The following is a 17,666-nucleotide window of genomic DNA, read 5'->3' as shown; positions in this document are numbered from 1 at the left end:
TCCCTACTTCTTTTCCGGCAGTGCAGGGAACTCGGCGTTCGCCGGCATGTTCGGGGCGTCCCAGCCGCGGTCCTTCGCGATCTGCGCGCCCCGCAACGTCTCCGGTGCCGCCGACGGGCCGTCGAGGTCCGCGTCGCGGCCCTCGAAGAACCCGGCGAGCTGGAGCTCGGCCTGCTTGAAGTCGGTGAGCGGCGCGCCGCGGGTCGGGGCGGGCTTCTCCCCGTTCTGCAGCGCCTTCACCAGCTCCAGAGCCTTGTCCGGCGTCTGGTTGTCGTAGAACTCGTAGTTCACCTGGAGAACCGGGCCGAGGTCGCACGCGGCGAGGCACTCGGCGTGCTCCAGCGTGATCGAGCCCGGCGTGCCCGGCTCGCCCGCGGTCTCCTCGTGGCCCACGCCGAGGTGGCTCTTGAGCGTCGAGTAGATGTCGTCGCCGCCCAGAGCCGCGCACAGCGTGTTGGTGCAGACGCTCACGAGGTGCTCACCGCACGGGCGGCGCTTGTACATCGTGTAGAACGTCGCGACCGCGCTGACCTCGGCCTCGCTCAGGTCGAGCTGACCGGCGCAGAACCGGATGCCGTCCTGGCTCACGTAGCCCTCGACCGACTGCACCAGGTGCAGCATCGGCAGCAGCGCACTGCGGGACTGCGGGTAGCGGGCGATGATCGCCTGCGCGCGGTCCACAGTGGACTGGTCGAAAGTGGTGTTCTCAGCAGCCTGAGTCATCGGTCGCAACCACCCATCACCGGGTCGATCGAGGCGACGGCGGCGATCACGTCGGCGACCATGCCGCCCTCGCACATCGCGGGCATCGACTGGAGGTTCACGAAACTGGGCTCGCGCAGGTGCACGCGCATCGGCCTCGTGCCGCCGTCGGAGACGAGGTGGTAGCCCAGCTCGCCGCGCGGCGACTCGACCGGCACGTAGACCTGACCGGCCGGCACCTTGAAGCCCTCGGTCACCAGCTTGAAGTGGTGGATGAGGGACTCCATGGACTGGCCCATGATCTTGCGGACGTGCTCGAGCGAGTTGCCCATGCCGTCGCTGCCGATCGTGAGCTGCGCGGGCCACGCGATCTTGGCGTCCTCGACCATCACCGGACCGGTCGGCAGGCTCTTCACGACCTGCTTGACGATCTTCAGCGACTGGTGCATCTCCTCGAGCCGCAGCAGGTACCGCGCGAAGCAGTCCGCCGCGTTCGAGGTCGGCACGTCGAAGGTGTAGTTCTCGTAGCCGCTGTACGGCTCGATCTTGCGCAGGTCCCAGGCGAGGCCCGCGGAACGCAGGATCGGGCCGGTGATGCCGAGCGCGAGGCACGCGTCGACGGGCAGGTAGCCCACGCCCGCGAGGCGGTTGCGCCAGATCGGCTGGCCGGTGAGCAGCTTGTCGTAGTCCGGGAGCCGCTTCTCCATGACCTTGACGAACGCGTTGATCTTCTCGATCGCGTCGTTCGGCAGGTCCTGGGCGAGGCCACCGGGGCGGATGAACGCGTGGTTCATGCGCAGACCGGTGAGGTGCTCCAGCAGGTGCAGGACTTCCTCGCGCTCGCGGAAGCCGGAGGTCATGCCGGTGAGAGCACCGAGCTCCATGCCGCCGGTGGCGAGCGCGACGAGGTGCGAGCTGATGCGGTTGAGCTCCATCAGCAGCACGCGGATCGCCTGCGCCTTGTCCGGCACCGTGATGCCGAGCAGCTTCTCGACGCCCATGCAGTAGGCGGTCTCGTGGTGCAGCGGCGCCAGGTAGTCCGTGCGCGTGATGAACGTGACGCCCTGGACCCAGGTCCGGTACTCGCAGTTCTTCTCGATACCCGTGTGCAGGTAGCCGATGACGCTGCGGGCGTGCGTGACCGTCTCGCCCTCGAGCTCCAGGACCAGGCGGAGCACACCGTGCGTCGACGGGTGCTGCGGGCCGAGGTTCATGACGATGCGCTCGTCGTGGACGGCGTCCGCGAGCACCTCGTCCCAGTCGCCGCCGGTGACCGTGTAGACGGTGCCCTCGGTGGTGCGGCGCGACTCCGCGACCTCGGCGTTGGTGCGGGTGTTGACGTCGTCCGTGCTGTCACTGCCGGTCGCGCTGGTGTCGGTTCCGGTGGTGACGTCGGAAAGTCGCTCGGTCATGAGTACGACCGCCTCTGGTCCGGCGGAGGAATCTCCGCGCCCTTGTACTCGACCGGAATGCCGCCCAGCGGGTAGTCCTTGCGCTGCGGGTGGCCGTCCCAGTCGTCCGGCATGAGGATGCGGGTCAGTCCGGGGTGACCGTCGTAGATGATCCCGAACATGTCCCAGGTCTCGCGCTCCTGCCAGTCCGCCGTCGGGTAGACCTCGACGAGGCTCGGCACGTGCGGGTCGTCGACGTCGACCGCGACCTCGAGCCGGATCCGGCGGCGGTAGGTCATCGACGTCAGGTGCGTGACCGAGTGCAGGCGCTGCGGCACGTCGGCGCCGTAGTCCACACCGGACACCGAGCTGCAGAGCTCGAAGCGCAGCGACGGGGTGTCGCGGCAGATGCGCGCCACCTCCAGCAACGTCTCCGGCCTGAGGTAGAAGGTGATCTCGCCGCGGTCGACCGTCACCTGCTGCACCGTGTCGGCGGGCAGGCCCTTGTCGCTGATCGCGGCGAAGAGCTCGTCGGCGACCTCGTCGAACCAGCCGCCGAACGGGCGCTCGGACGGAGCGGCCACGTGGGCGGGCAGGCGCAGGCCACCGAAGCCGGACGTGTCACCGGAGCCGGTGACGCCGAAGAGGCCCTTGCGCTCCTTGCCCGCGAAGATCGGCGCTTTGGCCTCTGCTCCGTTGGTCTTCTCGAGGCCCTCACCCGCGCGGTCTGCGCTGGAGTGCTCTCCCCCTGGCTCGGTCACTTCTTCCTCGCAAAACGCTCGGAGGACGGGATGAGATCGGTGCGGTAGCCCGAGTCGGCGAGTGCCTTGGCGCGCACGGCGTTCAGCGGCTCGTCCATGATCTTGGCGTGGATCTTGAGGATCGCGTCCATCAGCATCTCCGGCCGCGGCGGGCAGCCCGGCAGGTACATGTCGACGGGCACGACGTGGTCGACGCCCTGTACCACCGCGTAGTTGTTGAACATGCCGCCACTGCTGGCGCACACGCCCATGGCCAGCACCCAGCGCGGCTCGGGCATCTGGTCGTAGATCTGCCGCAGCACCGGCGCCATCTTGTTGGTGACGCGGCCGGCCACGATCATCAGGTCCGCCTGGCGCGGTGAGGCCCGGAAGACCTCCATGCCGAAGCGGGCGAGGTCGTAGCGCGGACCACCCGTCGTCATCATCTCGATGGCGCAGCAGGCCAGGCCGAAGGTGGCAGGCCACAGCGAGGACTTGCGGGTCCAGTTGACCAGCTTCTCGACGCTGGTCAGCAGGATGCCGTTCGGGAGCTTCTCCTCGAGACCCATGACTTCCTCAGTTCCAGTCGAGGCCGCCGCGACGCCACACGTAGACGTACGCGAAGCCGAGCGTGGCGACGAACAGGACGATCTCCACCAGCCCGAACAGCCCGAGCTTGTCGGCAGCGACGGCGAACGGGTAGAGGAAGACCATTTCGATGTCGAACAAGATGAAGAGCATCGCCGTCAGGTAGTAGGCGACGGGCATGCGCCCACCACCCACGACCGGCTGCGGGCTCGGCTCGATGCCGCACTCGTACGCGTCGAGCTTCGCCTTGTTGTAGCGGCGGGGTCCGATGTAGGGCGCTGCGGTCACCGAGAACAGTGCGAACGCCCCGGCGAGCGCGAACATCAATACGAGGGGGAGGTAAGGGTCAAGCACGCTCCGTCGTCCTTTCCTCGCGGTCGACCGCACCCTAAGGGTGTTGTTGTCCGACTCGATTGTTAGGCGAACCTAACAACCGCTTGTGAAACAGTTCACAAGCTTGTTCACACTGTTGTGAAGTGATTCACAAGGTCGCCCGCCAGTGTAGAACGCCTGTAAATGACCTAGATCACAGGGTCTGACCTGGGGCTTTAACTTGGCTGACACATGCGAAACGGCACCGGCTCGTATTGAGCCGGTGCCGTCACCTATTCGGAGTAATTTATGCCGTCGGAGCGAGCTTCGTCGCGGCCACGATGAGGCGGTCCATTGAGTCGCCGTCCTTGGGGTCGTAGAGGCCCGCGAGCAGCTTGAGCACGAGTTTCATCAGGCGTTTCCGCGGCATTCCGTACTTCGTTGCGGTCCGCATGATCGCCGGGTTCCCGATGAGCTTCGAGAAGACGTTCCCGAGCCGGTAGTAACTGCCGAGCGCCTGTTCGATCCGAACGGGGTAACCGTGCAGCGCGCGTTCACGGTTGACGCCGGTCCGCGCGAGGGCCTGGACGATCGACTCGGACGCGATCTTGGCCGACTCCATGGCGTAGCCGATGCCCTCGCCGTTGAACGGGTTGACCATGCCGCCCGCGTCGCCGACGAGCACCAGACCCGCCCGGTAGTGCGGCTTGCGGTTGAGGCCCATGGGCAGCGCGGCGCCACCGATGCGGCTGGTCGCGTTCTCCTCGCGGAAGCCCCACTCCTCGGGCGTCGCGTCGAGCCAGGAGCGAAGGAGCTGGCGGTAGTCCGTCGTGCCGTAGGCCTTCGACGTGCTGAGGATGCCGAGGCCGACGTTCACGCTGCCGTCGCCCATGCCGAAGATCCAGCCGTAACCGGGCAGCAGCTGGCCGTCCGGCGCCCACAGTTCGAGGTGGCTCTCGAGGTAGTCGTCCTTGGTGCGCGGGCTGCTGTAGTAGCGGCGGACCGCGACACCCATGGGCTTGTTGTCGTCCTTCTGCAGACCGACCGACAGCGCGAGTCGCGCGGACACGCCGTCGCAGCCCACGACGATCGGCGCCCGGTACGTGACCGGGTTCTTCTCCGGTCCCTGCTTGGCCTCGACGCCGACGACCCGGCCGTTCTCGACGATGGCCTTGGTGACCGTGGTGTGCTCGTGCATGCGTGCGCCGGCTTGTTTGGCCGCGTTGGCCAGCATCTCGTCGAAGTCCATGCGCGGCCGCACGACGCCGTAGTTGGGGAACGTGGCCAGATCAGGCCAGTCCAGCTCCAGCGTGACACCGCCGCCGACGACCCTGAGCCCCTTGTTGTGGAGCCAGCCGTTGCTCTCGCGGGTGTCGATGCCCAGGTCGATGAGCTGCTTGACGCCGCGCGGGGTGAGCCCGTCGCCGCAGACCTTCTCCCTGGGGAAGGTGCTCTTTTCCAGCAGGAGGACGTCGAGGCCTGCCCTGGCGAGGTAGGTCGCCGCGGTCGAGCCCGCCGGTCCCGCCCCCACCACGATGACGTCGGCGTCCTCGTTGATCCCGCGCCTGCTCATCCAGACTCCCTAACGTGTGCCGTGACTCCCTCGCGACTCTAACCGCCCTCTCCTGAGACCAGGGCTGCCAGGCGCTGCCTCAGCCCACCCCACGACACTCCCCACACTTTCCGGCACGCGGGGCCCCGACGTCCTGCAGGAGAGTACGAAAGCTCCCCGCGTACTCTCGAAGATCGCGAGTTGTCCACATGTGGATCAACGTGTAGTTGAACGTGGCCGTCTCATGCCGATGATTGGCCGAGTGCGAAACAAGCGATCGATCGACTACGGGCTGCTGGCTGAGATCTTCGAAGACGGGGTAGCCGCTCGCCGCCACCTGCTGGAGCTGGGGTTCAGCGGGAACACGTTGGCCGCAAAGTGCCGTCCTGGAGGCGGCTGGACTCGGCTGTTCCTGGGTGTCTACCTGCTCACCGGAGGCGCACCGAGCCGACGGCAACTCGTTCGAGGCGCACTGCTCCGGGCAGGCCCGTTGACCTCTCTCACCGGCCTTGAAGCAGCTCGTAGGTACGGAGTGCGCCGCCTGCCGGCTGACCATCGCATTCACGTCCTCGTCCCTCACGGCCGTCGCATCGCAAGCCAAGGCTCGATGCTCGTCGAACGATCGAATCGGCCATGGGACGGGACGCTGATCGACGGATTCCCCGTGGTGACGCTCGCGCGGGCACTCATCGACGCAGCCCGCAAAGAGCGGGGCCTCGACGTGGTACGAGCGTTGATCGCGGATGCCGTCCAGAGGCAACTCTGTTCACCCGAGGCACTCGCCGAGGAGCTCAGAGATCTCCGGCTGGCGGGTACCCATCTGCCCAGACGTGTGCTGGACGAGGTAAACGACGGCGTCCGCTCTGCTGCCGAAGCGTGGTCACGTTCACTGATCCACCGATCAACGTTGCCGAACCCGCAGTGGAACGTGATGATCAAGTCTTCGGTTGGCGAACAGCTTGCTGTGGTGGACGGTTGGTGGGACGACGTCGGACTCGCTTGGCAGATCGATTCCGTCGAGTTTCACCTCATGCCCGATGACTACGCACGGACGATGGCGCAGCACTCCACGCTCCTGGCCAACGGCGTGATGACAGTGCACACCATTCCGTCACGACTCAAGCATGATCCGGCCGGAGTCATCGACGAGTTGCGCGGCGCCTACCGCTCAGCGGCACAGCGTCCCAGACCCGACGTATCAGCCACGCTGTGGCGCCCGATCTGAGAAGTACGCGGGGAGCTTTCGTACTGCAGAAGAGGACGTTGGGGCCCCGCGTGCAGCAAAGCAAGCGCGCGGGGTGGTTAGGGGGTTGGGGTGGGCGGCTCGGCGGGGACGGGGTTCGGCTTGGTCGCGCGGTGCAGGGCCACCATGCCGCCCGTCAGGTTGAACCAGGCGACGTCCTCCCAGCCCGCCTGCGAGATCAGCTCGCCCAGCGCCCGCTGGTCCGGCCAGGTCGCCATCGACTCGGCCAGGTACGAGTAGGCCACCGGGTTCGAGGAGACGAACTTCGCGATCAACGGCAGGAGCTTGAGCAGGTACCGCATGTAGACGAAGCGGAACGGCTTCCACACCGGGGTGGAGACCTCGCAGATCACCATGCGGCCACCCGGCTTCACCACGCGGGCCATCTCGCGCAGGGCGACGACCGTGTCGTTGAAGTTGCGGATGCCGAAGGACACCGTGACGGCGTCGAACGAGTTGTCCTTGAACGGCAGGCGCAGGGCGTCGGCGGCCACCTTCGGGACGCGGCGGTGGGCACCGGAGGCGAGCATGCCGACGGAGAAGTCGGCGGCGACGCACCAGGCGCCGGACTCGGCGTACTCGACGGTGGACACGGCGGTGCCGGCGGCCAGGTCGAGGACCTTCTCGCCGGGACGGGCGTCGAGCACGCGCCTGCTCCACTCCCTCCAGCGGCGGTCGAAGCCCAGCGTCATGACCGAGTTCGTGCGGTCGTAGCCCTGGGCCACGCCGTCGAACATCTCGGCGACCTCGCGGGGGTTCTTGTCCAAGCCGGCTCGCGACATGGCCCAAGACTAGGTCAGGCCAGCTGAGATCATCTTCAGGGCACCTTCAGGGCCGTCAGCATGCCGTCGACCGCCGCGTGCCACGGGTACTCCTCCGCACGCGCGCGGGCTGCCTCCCGTGACCCCGATTCGAGGAGCTGCCGGGCCGCGAAAGCGAACGCCGCGGCGTGGTCGTCGACCGCCGCGCCGCACGACGGCTGGACGATCTCCTTCAGCGCGCTGCTCCGGCTCACGACGACCGGGGTTCCGCTGGCCAGGGCCTCCAGTGCCGCGAGGCCGAACGTCTCGTGCGGGCCGGGCGCGAGCGAGAGGTCCGCCGAGGCGAGCAGCGAGGCGACGTCCAGGCGTGACTTCACGAAGCCGAGGAAGGTCACCGGCAGGCCGGCCGCGCGCTTCTCCAGGAAGGCGCGGCGAGGGCCGTCGCCCGCGATCACCAGGCGTGCCGAGTGGCCCTGCTCGTGCAGTTCGGCGAGCGTGTCGACGGAGCGTTCGACGTGCTTCTCCGGTGACAACCGTCCACAGTGGATGAGCAGGTTCTCCTCGCCTCGCAACAGGTCCCGCCGCAGATCGGCCGAGTGGCGACGGGGCGTGAACGTGGTCAGGTCGACGCCGAGCGGCACCTGGGTGACGTTGCGCGCGCCGATGCGGTCGAACTCCTCGCGGGCGAACCCGGTCGTGCACACGACCGTGTCGTACGAAGCGGCCATGCGCCGGTTGGCCCAGTCCGCGGCCCGCACCGCCGGGTGCTCGGGCAGCACGAACCGCAGCAGGCGGTCGAGGCGTTCGTGGGAGATCACGACGTTCGGGATGCCGCGCTCGCTCGCCCACGCGCCCATGCCGCGCAACGTCAGCCGGTCGGAGACCTCCAGCCGGTCCGGCTCCAGGTGCTCCACCAGCGCCTTCACCCGCCACGGGTCCACGACGCGGTAACCGCCGGTGTACGGGATCTTCACCGCGGGCAGCGTGACGCGCCGGACACCGCCGGGCAGCACCTCGTCGGCGCGGCGGTCGCCCGGCACGACCAGCACCACCTCGTGGCCCGACTGCACGTAGCCGGTGCCGAGGTGGTGCAGCGCCGTGCGGAGCCCGCCCGACTTCGGCCCGTAGAAGTTGGCGAGCTGGACGATCCTCAAGCGGCCGCCCGGTGAGCGAGTCCGGTGACCGCGGCGTAGTGGCCCATCAGCTCGTCGCAGATCGCTGGCCACGTGCGGGACAGCACCGACCTGCGTGCCGCGAGGCCGAACCGCTTGCGCCGCAACGGGTCCCGCAGCAGATCCAGGTACTGCACGAGGTCGTCCTCGAACAGGTACCCGGTCCGGCCGTGCCGCACGAGGTCGCGCGGACCGCCCGCGTTCGGCGCGAGCACCGGCAGCCCGGTCGCGAGCGCCTCCTGCACGGCCTGGCAGAACGTCTCGTGCGGTCCGGTGTGGATGAAGACGTCGAGCGACGCGTAGGCCTCGGCGAGCGCCTGACCGGTGCGGAAGCCCAGGAACTCGGCGTTGGGAAGGTCGCGTTCGAGCTGTTCGCGGTCCGGGCCGTCGCCGACGATCCGCAGCTTCACGCCCGGCAGGTCGTGCAGCTCCCTGAGCCGGTGGACCTGCTTCTCCGGCGCGAGACGGCCGACGTAGCCGATCGTGAGCTCGTCGTTGTGCTTGGGGCGCGGGTGGAAGAGGTCGACGTCGACACCGCGGCCCCACCGGTGCACGCGCGGAACACCGTGCCGTTCCAACGCTTCCACCGCCGAGCTCGACGGCGCCAGCGTGCGGTCGGCCAGCGTGTGCAGGCGCTTGGTCCACCTCCACGCCGCGCGCTTGGTGAGCCCGAGCCCGTAGTTGCCCGCGAACCCGGCGACGTCGGTCTGGTAGACCGCGACGGTCGGCACGTCGAGCCTGCGGGCGGCCCGCAGCCCGTACGCGCCGAGCACGAACGGTGAGGCGAGGTGCACGACGTCGGGCTCGAAGTCCGCCAGCGCGTGGTGGACTCTGGGGCTCGGCACCCCGATGGGCAGGCTGGTCACCATGGGCACGTCGACGGAGGAAACTCTGACGACCGGAGTGCTGAGGTGGTCGTCGGCGCCGGAACCGGGCGCGACCACCAGAGCCTGGTGGCCGCCTCGCCGCAGGTGTTCCAGCACACGGAGAACGGAGTTGGTGACCCCGTTCACCTGGGGCAGGAAGCTCTCGGTAACGATCGCTACGCGCACAGAGGACACCCTGGGGTGCCAGCGTGAAGTCCACGTGACACTCAATTTGACGCGGTCCGAACACCTCACGTCGTGGCCAGGTGATCGTCGATTCGTCATCTTCGCGTCGGTTCCCGGTCACCGGACGCGGTGAAACTAGGCCAGCATGACCGTCTTGTCGTCCCGTCCCGCGCACCCGGTGGACCCCGGCCTGGTGTCCATCGCCCTGGAAGTGGCCGGTCGCCTGGCGAACGACGCCTCGGACGTCATCATGGCCACCGCCGGCCGCGGCGTGCGTCCCGACTCCGACGAGTCACCGTTCGACTGGGTCACCGACACCGACCGCACCCTGGAACGCCACACCCGCCGCGTGCTCACCAAGGAGTTCCCGTCGATCCCCGTGTTCTGCGAGAACTCCGACGCGGTCCCCGACGACTCGGAGTTCCGCTGGGTGGTCGACCCGGTGGACGGCACCGCGAACTACACCGCGGGCATGCCGTGGTGCGCCTACAGCCTGGCCCTGGTGGACCGCTGGGGCCCGGTCGTCGGCGTGGTGGCGGACCCGTACCGCTCCCAGATCTACGCAGCCGCCCGAGGCCGCGGCATGCGCGCGAACGGCACCCCGGTCCGCCTGACCGAACGCCAGGGCGACTCTCTGGTCGTGTGCACTGAGATGACCCGTTCCGGCCCATGGCCCGGCATGGGCGAATTCATCTCCACAGCCGCAACAGCCGGCACGGGCGTGCGCGTTCTCGGCTCGAAATGCCTGGCCGTGGCACAGGTGGCGTTGGGCCACGTCGCTGCTGCCGTGCTGCACGGCTACCACGAGTGGGACGTGGCCGGTGCGGTGTCACTGGCCGTGGAGTCCGGTGCGGTCGTGCTGGACAGACGGGGCGAGGGAGCCCAACTACCCGTGGACGGCCTCCTGGTGGCCGCACCCGACGCCGCGGACGAGGTGCTGGGCTGGTGGCAGTCCGCGCTTCAGGTGGACAGCTGAGGCAGCTGCTTCTCGAGCATCTCGAGATGGGTGCGCGCCTCGTCCAGCTCGGGGTGGTCGAACATCTGCAACGCGACCCGGCCGACCTGGTTCTCGAACTGCTTGAAGTCGTGCGCGGCCTTGAGCAACCGCTGGTAGACGGGGTGCTGCTGGTCGACCGCCCCCAGCGCCCTGCCCAGCTGCGCGATCCCGCGCACGTCGTCGAGCTCCTTGGTCAGCTGCTCGCTGATCCGCTGCAGCCAGTCCTTGGCCGCCGACTTGGGCACGGTCTGCACGGCCGCGGAGACCCTGCGCGCCGACTCGGCGCAGCGTTCGACCTGCTCGGACCACATGTCGTAGGGCTGCTGGGGAGCCAGCGGGAAGTACGGCACCGGCTGGCGCGGCCGGTTGATCGAGCGACGGATCAGGCCGATGACCAGGCCGATCAGTGAGCCGGGGACCCCGCCCATCATCACGCCGGAGATGATGACCACCGCGATGGAGATGCCGACCGGATCGGTGCTCTTCGCGGTGGCGGTCACGCCGATTGTCATGAGGGCACCCATGAGCACGAAACCGACCGCGGATCCCCACAGCACTGAACGAACGACGACACCCATGACTGGTGATCGTGCCACTTCCACGCCGTGTTGGTGGTCAAGCGTCGAAGTCGACCGTCACGCACTCACTGGTCGGCAACGCCTGACACGTCAGCACGAACCCGGCCTCCACCTCGGACTGGTCGAGCGCGTAGTTCCGCCGCATCTCCACCGTGCCCTCGGTGACCAACGCACGGCACGTGCCACACACACCGCCCTTGCACGCGAACGGCAGGTCCGCACGCACGCGCTGTGCAGCGTCCAGGATCGGCTCGTCGGCCGGCAGCGGCAGCGTGGTCGACTTGCCGTCCAGCACCACCGTCACGGAGGCGGCCGCGTCCACCACGGCCTCCGCACGGCGCGGTGGGGGCGGCGGCTCGTCGACGTAGAAGAGCTCGTGGTGCACGTGTTCTGGTGCCACGCCACGTGTGCGCAGCACGGCCGTGGCGTCCTGCACCATCTCGTACGGGCCGCACAGCCACCATTCGTCGATGCCGTCGAACGGCACGATGGTGTCGAACAGCGCGTTCAGCTTCGTAGCGTTCAGGCGGCCGGTGAAGAGCTCCACGTCGCGCGGTTCGCGGGACAGGACGTGGATCAGCTGGAACATCGCCGGGTAGCGGTCCTTCAGGTCGGCCAGCTCGTCGGCGAACATCACCGTGTTGGTGCTGCGGTTGCCGTACATGAGCGTCACGCGGGCGCCGGTGGCGAGCACGGTCGCGGCGATCGACAGGGCCGGGGTGATGCCGGAGCCCGCGACCACCAGGCCGTGGTGTGCGCCGACCCCCGAGGGCGTGAACTTGCCCAGGGGCGGCAGGACCTCGACCACGTCCCCCGGAGACAGGCGGTCGACCAGCCACGTCGAGAACTGGCCGCCGTCGACGCGGCGCACGCCGATGCGCGGGGCGGCGCCGGTGGGGGCGCAGATCGAGTACGAACGGCGCTCGTCGCCCTGGCGCAGGGTCAGGTACTGGCCCGCGGCGAAGGCGAACTCGTCCGACAGGTCGGCGGGCACGTCGAAGGTGACAGCGACGGCGTCGTCGCAGAGGCGGTCGACGCGGGCGACCGTCAGCTTGTGGAAAGCGGCCCTCCGCTTGCCGGTTCTGGGCGACAACTCAGATCTCCTTGACGTGCTCGAACGGTTCGGCGCACGCGTTGCAGCGGCGCAGGGCCTTGCACGCGGTCGAGCCGAAGCGGGAAATCTCCGACGTGTTGGGCGAACCGCACTGCGGGCAGGCGACCTGGCGTGACGGCGGCACGAGGTTCAGCGGCACCGGGCCCGCGACGGACGGCCCGACCCGCGACGGCGGCGCGATGCCCGCGGCGGCCAGCTTCGAGCGGCCCTCGTCGCTGATCCAGTCCGTCGTCCACGCCGGCGACAGCGACAGGCGCACCTCGACCTCCGAGTAGCCCGCGGAGGTCAACGATCGGCGCAGGTCAGCGCCCATTTCGTCAATCGCGGGGCAGCCCGAGTAGGTCGGGGTGATGGTGACGACCACGCGACCGTCCGCTTCCGACACGTCGCGCAGCACGCCGAGGTCCGCCAGCGTGAGGACCGGGAGCTCCGGGTCCCGCACGGCCGACGCGATCTCGAGTGCCGTCGTCACCAGACCGCTCCCGGCAGCGAGCGGTGCAGGTGCTGCATCTCGGCGAGCAGGTAGCCCATGGCCTCGGTGTGCACGCCGTCGCGACCCGCCATGCCGGCGACGCGCGCGGCTCGGGTGTCCGCCGGGCGCGTGAGACCCGCGGCCGACAGCACCGCGTCGAGCACACCGTCCACTTCGGACTTCACCGAGGCCGGGTCGACCGCGACGCCGGGGAGGCGCGTTTCGACGGCGTGTGTGGCGAACAGCTCGTCCACGAACGGCCACACGCGCTCCAGACCGGCCTGCACGCGGCGGTGCGACTCGTCGGTGCCGTCGCCGAGCCGGACGGTCCACTGCGCGGCGTGGTCGCGGTGGTAGGCCAGCTCCTTCAGGCCCTTCTCCGCGATGGCGGCGAGCACCGGGTCGGCCGAGCCTGCCCAGAAAGGAGATGGGGCCAGCCGGGAGAAGAGCGCGAGACGCCACGACGAGAACACCAACAGGCGCGCGATGGTCGTGCCGAAGTCGCCGCCGGGGCCCGGACCGCAGTCGATCTCGGCCAGGTGCACGTTGCGGAACTCGCGTTCGTCGCGCAGGTACGCAAGCTCGTCCTCGGACTTCCCGAGCACCTCGCCGGCGCGCGTCAGCAGCATGCGGGCCTGCCCCAGCAGGTCGAGGGCGATGTTCGCGAGAGCGATGTCCTCTTCCAGCTCGGGCGCACGCGAGCACCACTCCGCGAGCCGCTGCGAGAAGATCAACGCGTCGTCGCCGAGCATCAGGCAGTACGCGGCCAGGGCGTCTTTGTCGACATCGGCCGGGAACTCGCGGTTCACGCCGGACAGTGCCTCGGAGAAGCCCGTCCCGAACGCCCAGTGCGCGTCTTCGTGGCCGAGAAGCGACTCGTAAGCGTTGTCGAAGCTCATAGGTGCGGCACGTCCTCGGGAATCGCGTAGAACGTCGGGTGCCGGTAGACCTTGTCCCCGGACGGCGCGAAGAACGGGTCCTTCTCGTCCGGCGACGAGGCCGTGATCGCGGCCGCGGGCACGACCCAGATCGAGACGCCCTCGTTGCGACGCGTGTAGACGTCACGGGCGTTGCGCAGCGCCATTTCGGCGTCCGGCGCGTGCAGCGAACCGACATGCACGTGGTTCAGGCCGCGCTTGCCGCGCACGAACACTTCCCACAGGGGCCAAGACGTGCTCACGCGGCACCTTCCTTCACAACAGCCTGCTTCTGGGCGTGCGCGGCAGCGGCCTCACGGACCCAGGCGCCGTCCTCGTGCGCCTTGCGGCGGTGGGCGATGCGCTGCTCGTTGCAGACGCCGCCACCCTTGACGACCTGCCAGAACTCGTCCCAGTCCGGCGAGCCGAAGTCGTACTGCCCGCGGTCGGAGTTCCACTTGAGCTCGGGGTCGGGGAACGTCACGCCGAGCGCCTCGGCCTGCGGCACGCTCATGTTCACGAACTTCTGCCGCAGCTCGTCGTTGGTGTCGCGCTTGATCCGCCACGCCATGGACTGCTCGGTGTTCGTTGACTCCGAGTCCGGCGGGCCGAACATCATCAGCGCCGGCCACCACCACCGGTTCACCGAGTCCTGCACCATGTCGCGCTGCTGCTGCGTGCCGCGCATCATCGTCATGAGCAGCTCGTAGCCCTGACGCTGGTGGAACGACTCCTCCTTGCAGATGCGGATCATTGCGCGCGCGTACGGCCCATAGGACGTGCGGCACAACGGCACCTGGTTGCAGATCGCGGCGCCGTCGACCAGCCAGCCGATGACACCGACGTCCGCGAACGTCAGCGTGGGGTAGTTGAAGATCGAGGAGTACTTCTGGCGGCCCTCGATGAGCTTGGTCGTCAGGTCCTCGCGGTCGGCTCCGAGCGTCTCGGTCGCCGAGTACAGGTACAGGCCGTGGCCTGCCTCGTCCTGCACCTTCGCCAGCAGGATCGCCTTGCGCCTCAGCGAGGGCGCGCGGCTGATCCAGTTGCCCTCCGGCTGCATCCCGATGATCTCGGAGTGGGCGTGCTGGGCGATCTGCCTGATCAGGGTCTTCCGGTAGCCGTCGGGCATCCAGTCGCGCGGCTCGATGCGCGCGTCAGCCTGCACCGTGCGCTCGAAGCGCAGCTCCAGGTCATCCGCCATGCCCCGATGTTACACCTGAGTGCCGAATCTGCGTAGAACTGTCACAACGGCCGCGACGACCAGCCACACAGCCACGAGGAAGGTGCCGACGGGCAGCAGGCTGAGCACCGCCGTCCGTCCGGCGACACGGGTGAGTTCGGGGTTCGTCTGGTCGTACTCGACCCGCACGTTGTCCCCGACGTTGAGACCCGACGGGTACAGCACCCCCTGGGACGGGATGATCACGCGACCGTCCGGTGTGGCGTAGCGCACAACCGTCCTGTTGAAGGAGACGGAGTCGACCTGCGCGATCGCCTGCCCCATGTGCTTCTCGATGGCCACGTCGTCCCGCCAGCACGCTATGGGCAGAAGCACGCACACGAGCGTGACCACCCCACCGACGACGAGCAACGTTCTGCAGACCGCACGGCGGACGCGTACGCCGAGCGGCGGCTTGGTCAGTGCGTCCTCCACCACAACTGAGAAGTCTAGAGCCGGGCGGATGCCGCGCTTTCAGGTTGAGGTCCATACAGTCGGAGAGTGACCTCAGCACCCACATCGCGAGCACGGCAGCGAATCCGCGTCCGGTCGAGGCGGGACACAGCCTCCGACCTGCTCGGACTGCTGCCAGACCCGGAGCACGCGCTCGCTTGGGTGCGCGACGGGTCCGGCCTGGTCGGCTGGGGCGAGGCCGCGCGGCTGGAGGTCAGCGGTCCGGACCGGTTCGCGCAGGCCGACAAGTGGTGGCAGGAGTTCTGCGCCCACCTCGACGTGGACGACGAGCTGGGCGTACCCGGCAGCGGCCCCGTCGCGTTCATCTCGATGGCCTTCGCCGACTCCCCCGGCGACTCGGTGCTGATCGTCCCCGAAGTCGTAGTGGGCCGCCGCAACGGCGAGCAGTGGGTCACCACGATCGGCGCCTCGGACCCGGCCCCTTTCGTCGCCCCTCTCTCGCGCCCGTCAACGGTCCGATACGCGAACGGTCAGCTGCCGGTCACGCAGTACCGCGAGGCCGTTCACGAGGCCGTTCTGCGGATGCGCGGCGGCGAGCTCGACAAGGTCGTGCTGGCCCACGACCTGGTCGCTCTGACGGACCGGCGCCTCGACCAGCGGTTCGTGCTGCAGGGCCTGGCCCGCCGCTACCCGGAGTGCTGGGCCTACGCGGTGGACGGTCTGGTCGGCGCCACGCCCGAGCTGCTGCTGCGCCGGACCGGCTCGGTGGTCGACTCACGCGTGCTTGCTGGGACGACGTGGCCGCACGACGGTGTTTCGGACGAAGAGCTCGCCTCGGCGTTGATGTCGTCGGAGAAGAACCTCGAAGAGCACGACTACGCGATCACCTCTCTCGCGGAGACGTTGCGCCCTTTTTGCACGACGATGTCCGTGGAGGGACCTTCCGTCCTGCGGCTGCCGAACGTGTCGCACCTGTCCAGCGACGTGATCGGCACTCTCGAGTCGTCGGTGTCGCTGCTGCACCTGGGTTCGGCCGTGCACCCGACGGCCGCCGTCGGGGGCACGCCCCGGCTGGACGCGACTCAGCTGATCTCGCAGCTGGAGGGGATGGATCGCGGCCGGTACGCCGGGCCGGTCGGGTGGATCGACGGCAACGGCGACGGAGAGCTCGGGATCGCGCTGCGGTGTGCGCAGATCTCCGGGTCGACGGCGCGGCTGTTCGCGGGGTGCGGGCTCGTCGCGGACTCGGATCCGGACATCGAGGTGCAGGAGGCGCACGCGAAGATGCGGCCGATGCGTGAGGCGCTAGAGGGGCTTTAGGAGACCTGTCCGATGAAGGCTCGCCAGGCCGAGGTGCTGAAGGTCAGCACCTCACCGGCCACGTTCTTCGAGTCGCGGACACGAGCGTCGTGGGCGAGCGAGACCTCGACGCACTCACCCTCCGGCGTGCCGTTGCTGTAGCTGCTCTTACGCCAAGTGCGGTCCTGGGTCATCGAGATCCTCTCGCGGCAGGTTGACGTACTCCGCCAGCTTCCTCCGCGATTGTTCCTCAGTGTGTCACGAACGCTGAAAGGGGTTTGACAGGTAGGAGAACTCTTTGAGGCGGTGCTGCGTAGAAGATGAAGGTTGTTGGCCCTTCGGAGTCGCCCTACGGGGGGTGGCTTCAAACCGCCCACTGCTGCGTTAGCTGAAGACTGTCGTGGTGAGCGTGTGGGAAAAGGCATCCGTTGGAGGTGTCAGGTGGGGATCAGGAAGGCGTTGTGTCATAGCCTGCGAAGTGTCGAAACAATCGTGGTTGACATCAGAACCGGGGCGTTGAGGATAACCCGGGATGAGCCTGGCGGGTGCCCGTTTATTGGCCAGGTGGTGTCCGGCATGAAGGCGGCGCGAGCCTGATCTGCGGCTTCTGCGTGGAACGTGAGAAAGCGTGCCCCGACACCGCTGCCCAGGTTGAGGCAGCGAGAGGGAGCGCCTGGGGCGGCTGAAACCGCTCGGGTTGAGTACCGTCGCGGGGCGCGCTGGCGGACCGGTTCGTAGTAGCGAGGAAGCTCCTGCTTGATGCGGTGGGAGTGGAGCGAAGGGGCCGGGTCATTCGTGGCTGTTGTTCGTCCGATCAACCGGGCCGCGGCCCGGGAGGAGTTGTGTGGACCAGCTGAAATTGCCGGGCAAGTCGTTTGAGATTTCGAAGTGGGAAGTGCAGGAGGCGTGGGAGAAGGTCAGGGCCAATAAAGGAGCGCCGGGGGTGGACGGGCAGACGCTGGCGGAGTTCGAGAAGGATCTGAAAGGCAATCTGTACAAGATCTGGAACCGGATGTCGTCAGGGTCCTACTTCCCGCCTCCGGTGCTGGCGGTGGAGATCCCGAAAGCGCATGGTGCGGGCATCCGGGTTCTCGGGGTGCCGACCGTGGCCGACCGGGTGGCCCAGACGGTGGTGGCCCGCAG

The 17,666-nt window shown here is 68.4% G+C and carries 21 protein-coding genes; 4 read left to right on the top strand and 17 right to left on the bottom strand.

Annotated elements, in window-relative coordinates; translation table 11 throughout:
* Positions 1–3: 3 nt before the first annotated feature.
* From nuoE to AOM45_RS46290, 6 genes are all read right to left on the bottom strand, one after another.
* Complete coding sequence (gene nuoE / locus AOM45_RS46315; RefSeq protein WP_030473215.1) at positions 4–723, bottom strand: NADH-quinone oxidoreductase subunit NuoE; 720 nt, start codon at positions 721–723, stop codon at positions 4–6.
* Complete coding sequence (locus tag AOM45_RS46310) at positions 720–2,114, bottom strand: NADH-quinone oxidoreductase subunit D (protein WP_030473216.1); 1,395 nt, start codon at positions 2,112–2,114, stop codon at positions 720–722. The genes nuoE and AOM45_RS46310 overlap by 4 nt, the downstream gene beginning before the upstream one ends.
* Positions 2,111–2,854 carry an NADH-quinone oxidoreductase subunit C gene (locus tag AOM45_RS46305; protein WP_030473217.1) on the bottom strand — a complete coding sequence of 248 codons (744 nt, stop codon included), beginning with the start codon at positions 2,852–2,854 and terminating at the stop codon, positions 2,111–2,113. Before AOM45_RS46305 ends, AOM45_RS46310 begins: the two co-directional genes overlap by 4 nt.
* Entirely contained in the window at positions 2,851–3,402 is a 552-nt protein-coding gene (locus tag AOM45_RS52210; RefSeq protein WP_030473218.1) for a NuoB/complex I 20 kDa subunit family protein, read from the bottom strand. The genes AOM45_RS46305 and AOM45_RS52210 overlap by 4 nt, the downstream gene beginning before the upstream one ends.
* 7 nt (positions 3,403–3,409) lie before the next feature.
* The gene (locus AOM45_RS46295; protein ID WP_030473219.1) at positions 3,410–3,775 is read right to left on the bottom strand and encodes an NADH-quinone oxidoreductase subunit A; all 366 of its coding nucleotides are present in this window, start codon (positions 3,773–3,775) and stop codon (positions 3,410–3,412) included.
* 265 nt (positions 3,776–4,040) lie between these two features.
* Positions 4,041–5,306 carry a geranylgeranyl reductase family protein gene (locus AOM45_RS46290; RefSeq protein WP_030473220.1) on the bottom strand — a complete coding sequence of 422 codons (1,266 nt, stop codon included), beginning with the start codon at positions 5,304–5,306 and terminating at the stop codon, positions 4,041–4,043.
* 241 nt (positions 5,307–5,547) lie between these two features.
* On the opposite strand from AOM45_RS46290, the gene AOM45_RS51585 reads away from it, so the two are divergent.
* A complete protein-coding gene (locus AOM45_RS51585; protein WP_030473221.1) occupies positions 5,548–6,510 on the top strand; it encodes a hypothetical protein in 963 nt (320 codons plus the stop codon).
* A 77-nt stretch (positions 6,511–6,587) separates the two neighbouring features.
* Here the strand turns inward: AOM45_RS51585 and AOM45_RS46280 are convergent, their stop codons facing one another.
* From AOM45_RS46280 to AOM45_RS46270, 3 genes are read right to left on the bottom strand one after another with little or no spacing between them, the layout of a single operon-like run.
* Positions 6,588–7,310, bottom strand: a complete 723-nt coding sequence (locus AOM45_RS46280) for a demethylmenaquinone methyltransferase (protein WP_030473222.1) — start codon at positions 7,308–7,310, stop codon at positions 6,588–6,590.
* 35 nt (positions 7,311–7,345) lie between these two features.
* Positions 7,346–8,443 carry a glycosyltransferase gene (locus AOM45_RS46275; protein WP_030473223.1) on the bottom strand — a complete coding sequence of 366 codons (1,098 nt, stop codon included), beginning with the start codon at positions 8,441–8,443 and terminating at the stop codon, positions 7,346–7,348.
* Positions 8,440–9,513 (bottom strand): glycosyltransferase family 4 protein, encoded by a 1,074-nt coding sequence (locus AOM45_RS46270; protein WP_201780194.1) that lies wholly within the window; start codon positions 9,511–9,513, stop codon positions 8,440–8,442. The genes AOM45_RS46275 and AOM45_RS46270 overlap by 4 nt, the downstream gene beginning before the upstream one ends.
* Before the next feature lie 145 nt (positions 9,514–9,658).
* Here AOM45_RS46270 and AOM45_RS46265 point away from each other — a divergent pair, with 145 nt between their 5' ends.
* Complete coding sequence (locus tag AOM45_RS46265) at positions 9,659–10,489, top strand: inositol monophosphatase family protein (RefSeq protein WP_030473225.1); 831 nt, start codon at positions 9,659–9,661, stop codon at positions 10,487–10,489.
* Here AOM45_RS46265 and AOM45_RS46260 read toward each other — a convergent pair.
* Genes AOM45_RS46260 through AOM45_RS46230 form a run of 7 tightly spaced genes read right to left on the bottom strand, consistent with a single transcriptional unit; the run spans position 10,474 to position 15,248 of the window.
* The gene (locus tag AOM45_RS46260; RefSeq protein ID WP_030473226.1) at positions 10,474–11,088 is read right to left on the bottom strand and encodes a hypothetical protein; all 615 of its coding nucleotides are present in this window, start codon (positions 11,086–11,088) and stop codon (positions 10,474–10,476) included. The two genes, AOM45_RS46265 and AOM45_RS46260, sit on opposite strands and share 16 nt — an antisense overlap.
* 37 nt (positions 11,089–11,125) lie before the next feature.
* Positions 11,126–12,181, bottom strand: coding sequence for a 1,2-phenylacetyl-CoA epoxidase subunit PaaE (gene paaE / locus AOM45_RS46255; protein WP_030473227.1), 1,056 nt, complete (start codon positions 12,179–12,181; stop codon positions 11,126–11,128).
* Between the two features lies 1 nt (position 12,182).
* On the bottom strand, positions 12,183–12,674 hold the full coding sequence (gene paaD / locus AOM45_RS46250) for a 1,2-phenylacetyl-CoA epoxidase subunit PaaD (protein ID WP_030473228.1): 492 nt from the start codon (positions 12,672–12,674) through the stop codon (positions 12,183–12,185).
* Positions 12,671–13,573, bottom strand: a complete 903-nt coding sequence (gene paaC, locus AOM45_RS46245) for a 1,2-phenylacetyl-CoA epoxidase subunit PaaC (RefSeq protein ID WP_030473229.1) — start codon at positions 13,571–13,573, stop codon at positions 12,671–12,673. Before paaC ends, paaD begins: the two co-directional genes overlap by 4 nt.
* Entirely contained in the window at positions 13,570–13,854 is a 285-nt protein-coding gene (gene paaB / locus AOM45_RS46240) for a 1,2-phenylacetyl-CoA epoxidase subunit PaaB (protein ID WP_030473230.1), read from the bottom strand. The genes paaC and paaB overlap by 4 nt, the downstream gene beginning before the upstream one ends.
* On the bottom strand, positions 13,851–14,792 hold the full coding sequence (gene paaA / locus AOM45_RS46235; protein WP_030473231.1) for a 1,2-phenylacetyl-CoA epoxidase subunit PaaA: 942 nt from the start codon (positions 14,790–14,792) through the stop codon (positions 13,851–13,853). Before paaA ends, paaB begins: the two co-directional genes overlap by 4 nt.
* A gap of 9 nt (positions 14,793–14,801) precedes the next feature.
* Complete coding sequence (locus AOM45_RS46230) at positions 14,802–15,248, bottom strand: DUF3592 domain-containing protein (protein WP_308202636.1); 447 nt, start codon at positions 15,246–15,248, stop codon at positions 14,802–14,804.
* Between the two features lie 63 nt (positions 15,249–15,311).
* Between AOM45_RS46230 and AOM45_RS46225 the strand changes: the two genes are divergently transcribed.
* Positions 15,312–16,544 carry an isochorismate synthase gene (locus AOM45_RS46225; RefSeq protein WP_030473233.1) on the top strand — a complete coding sequence of 411 codons (1,233 nt, stop codon included), beginning with the start codon at positions 15,312–15,314 and terminating at the stop codon, positions 16,542–16,544.
* Here the strand turns inward: AOM45_RS46225 and AOM45_RS50335 are convergent.
* Positions 16,541–16,717: a DUF397 domain-containing protein gene (locus tag AOM45_RS50335; RefSeq protein WP_081902750.1), complete on the bottom strand. Its 177-nt coding sequence runs from the start codon at positions 16,715–16,717 to the stop codon at positions 16,541–16,543. The genes AOM45_RS46225 and AOM45_RS50335 overlap by 4 nt on opposite strands.
* Before the next feature lie 650 nt (positions 16,718–17,367).
* On the opposite strand from AOM45_RS50335, the gene AOM45_RS46220 reads away from it, so the two are divergent.
* Positions 17,368–17,666: RNA-dependent RNA polymerase family protein (locus AOM45_RS46220; protein WP_201780193.1), on the top strand; the 299-nt coding region annotated here is incomplete at its 3' end.

Source organism: Lentzea aerocolonigenes (genome assembly GCF_000974445.1).
In the GTDB taxonomy this organism is placed as follows: domain Bacteria; phylum Actinomycetota; class Actinomycetes; order Mycobacteriales; family Pseudonocardiaceae; genus Lentzea; species Lentzea aerocolonigenes.
Note: the sequence above shows the minus strand (reverse complement) of the source record. Positions and strands in the feature narration are given on the sequence as shown.

Bases quoted from the DNA above. Each gene is read 5' to 3' on its own strand.
- nuoE (WP_030473215.1), bottom strand. From the start codon at position 723: ATGACTCAGGCTGCTGAGAACACCACTTTCGACCAGTCCACTGTGGAC.
- AOM45_RS46310 (WP_030473216.1), bottom strand. From the start codon at position 2,114: ATGACCGAGCGACTTTCCGACGTCACCACCGGAACCGACACCAGCGCG.
- AOM45_RS52210 (WP_030473218.1), bottom strand. From the start codon at position 3,402: ATGGGTCTCGAGGAGAAGCTCCCGAACGGCATCCTGCTGACCAGCGTC.
- AOM45_RS46290 (WP_030473220.1), bottom strand. From the start codon at position 5,306: ATGAGCAGGCGCGGGATCAACGAGGACGCCGACGTCATCGTGGTGGGG.
- AOM45_RS46280 (WP_030473222.1), bottom strand. From the start codon at position 7,310: ATGTCGCGAGCCGGCTTGGACAAGAACCCCCGCGAGGTCGCCGAGATG.
- AOM45_RS46265 (WP_030473225.1), top strand. From the start codon at position 9,659: ATGACCGTCTTGTCGTCCCGTCCCGCGCACCCGGTGGACCCCGGCCTG.
- AOM45_RS46260 (WP_030473226.1), bottom strand. From the start codon at position 11,088: ATGGGTGTCGTCGTTCGTTCAGTGCTGTGGGGATCCGCGGTCGGTTTC.
- paaC (WP_030473229.1), bottom strand. From the start codon at position 13,573: ATGAGCTTCGACAACGCTTACGAGTCGCTTCTCGGCCACGAAGACGCG.
- paaA (WP_030473231.1), bottom strand. From the start codon at position 14,792: ATGGCGGATGACCTGGAGCTGCGCTTCGAGCGCACGGTGCAGGCTGAC.
- AOM45_RS50335 (WP_081902750.1), bottom strand. From the start codon at position 16,717: ATGACCCAGGACCGCACTTGGCGTAAGAGCAGCTACAGCAACGGCACG.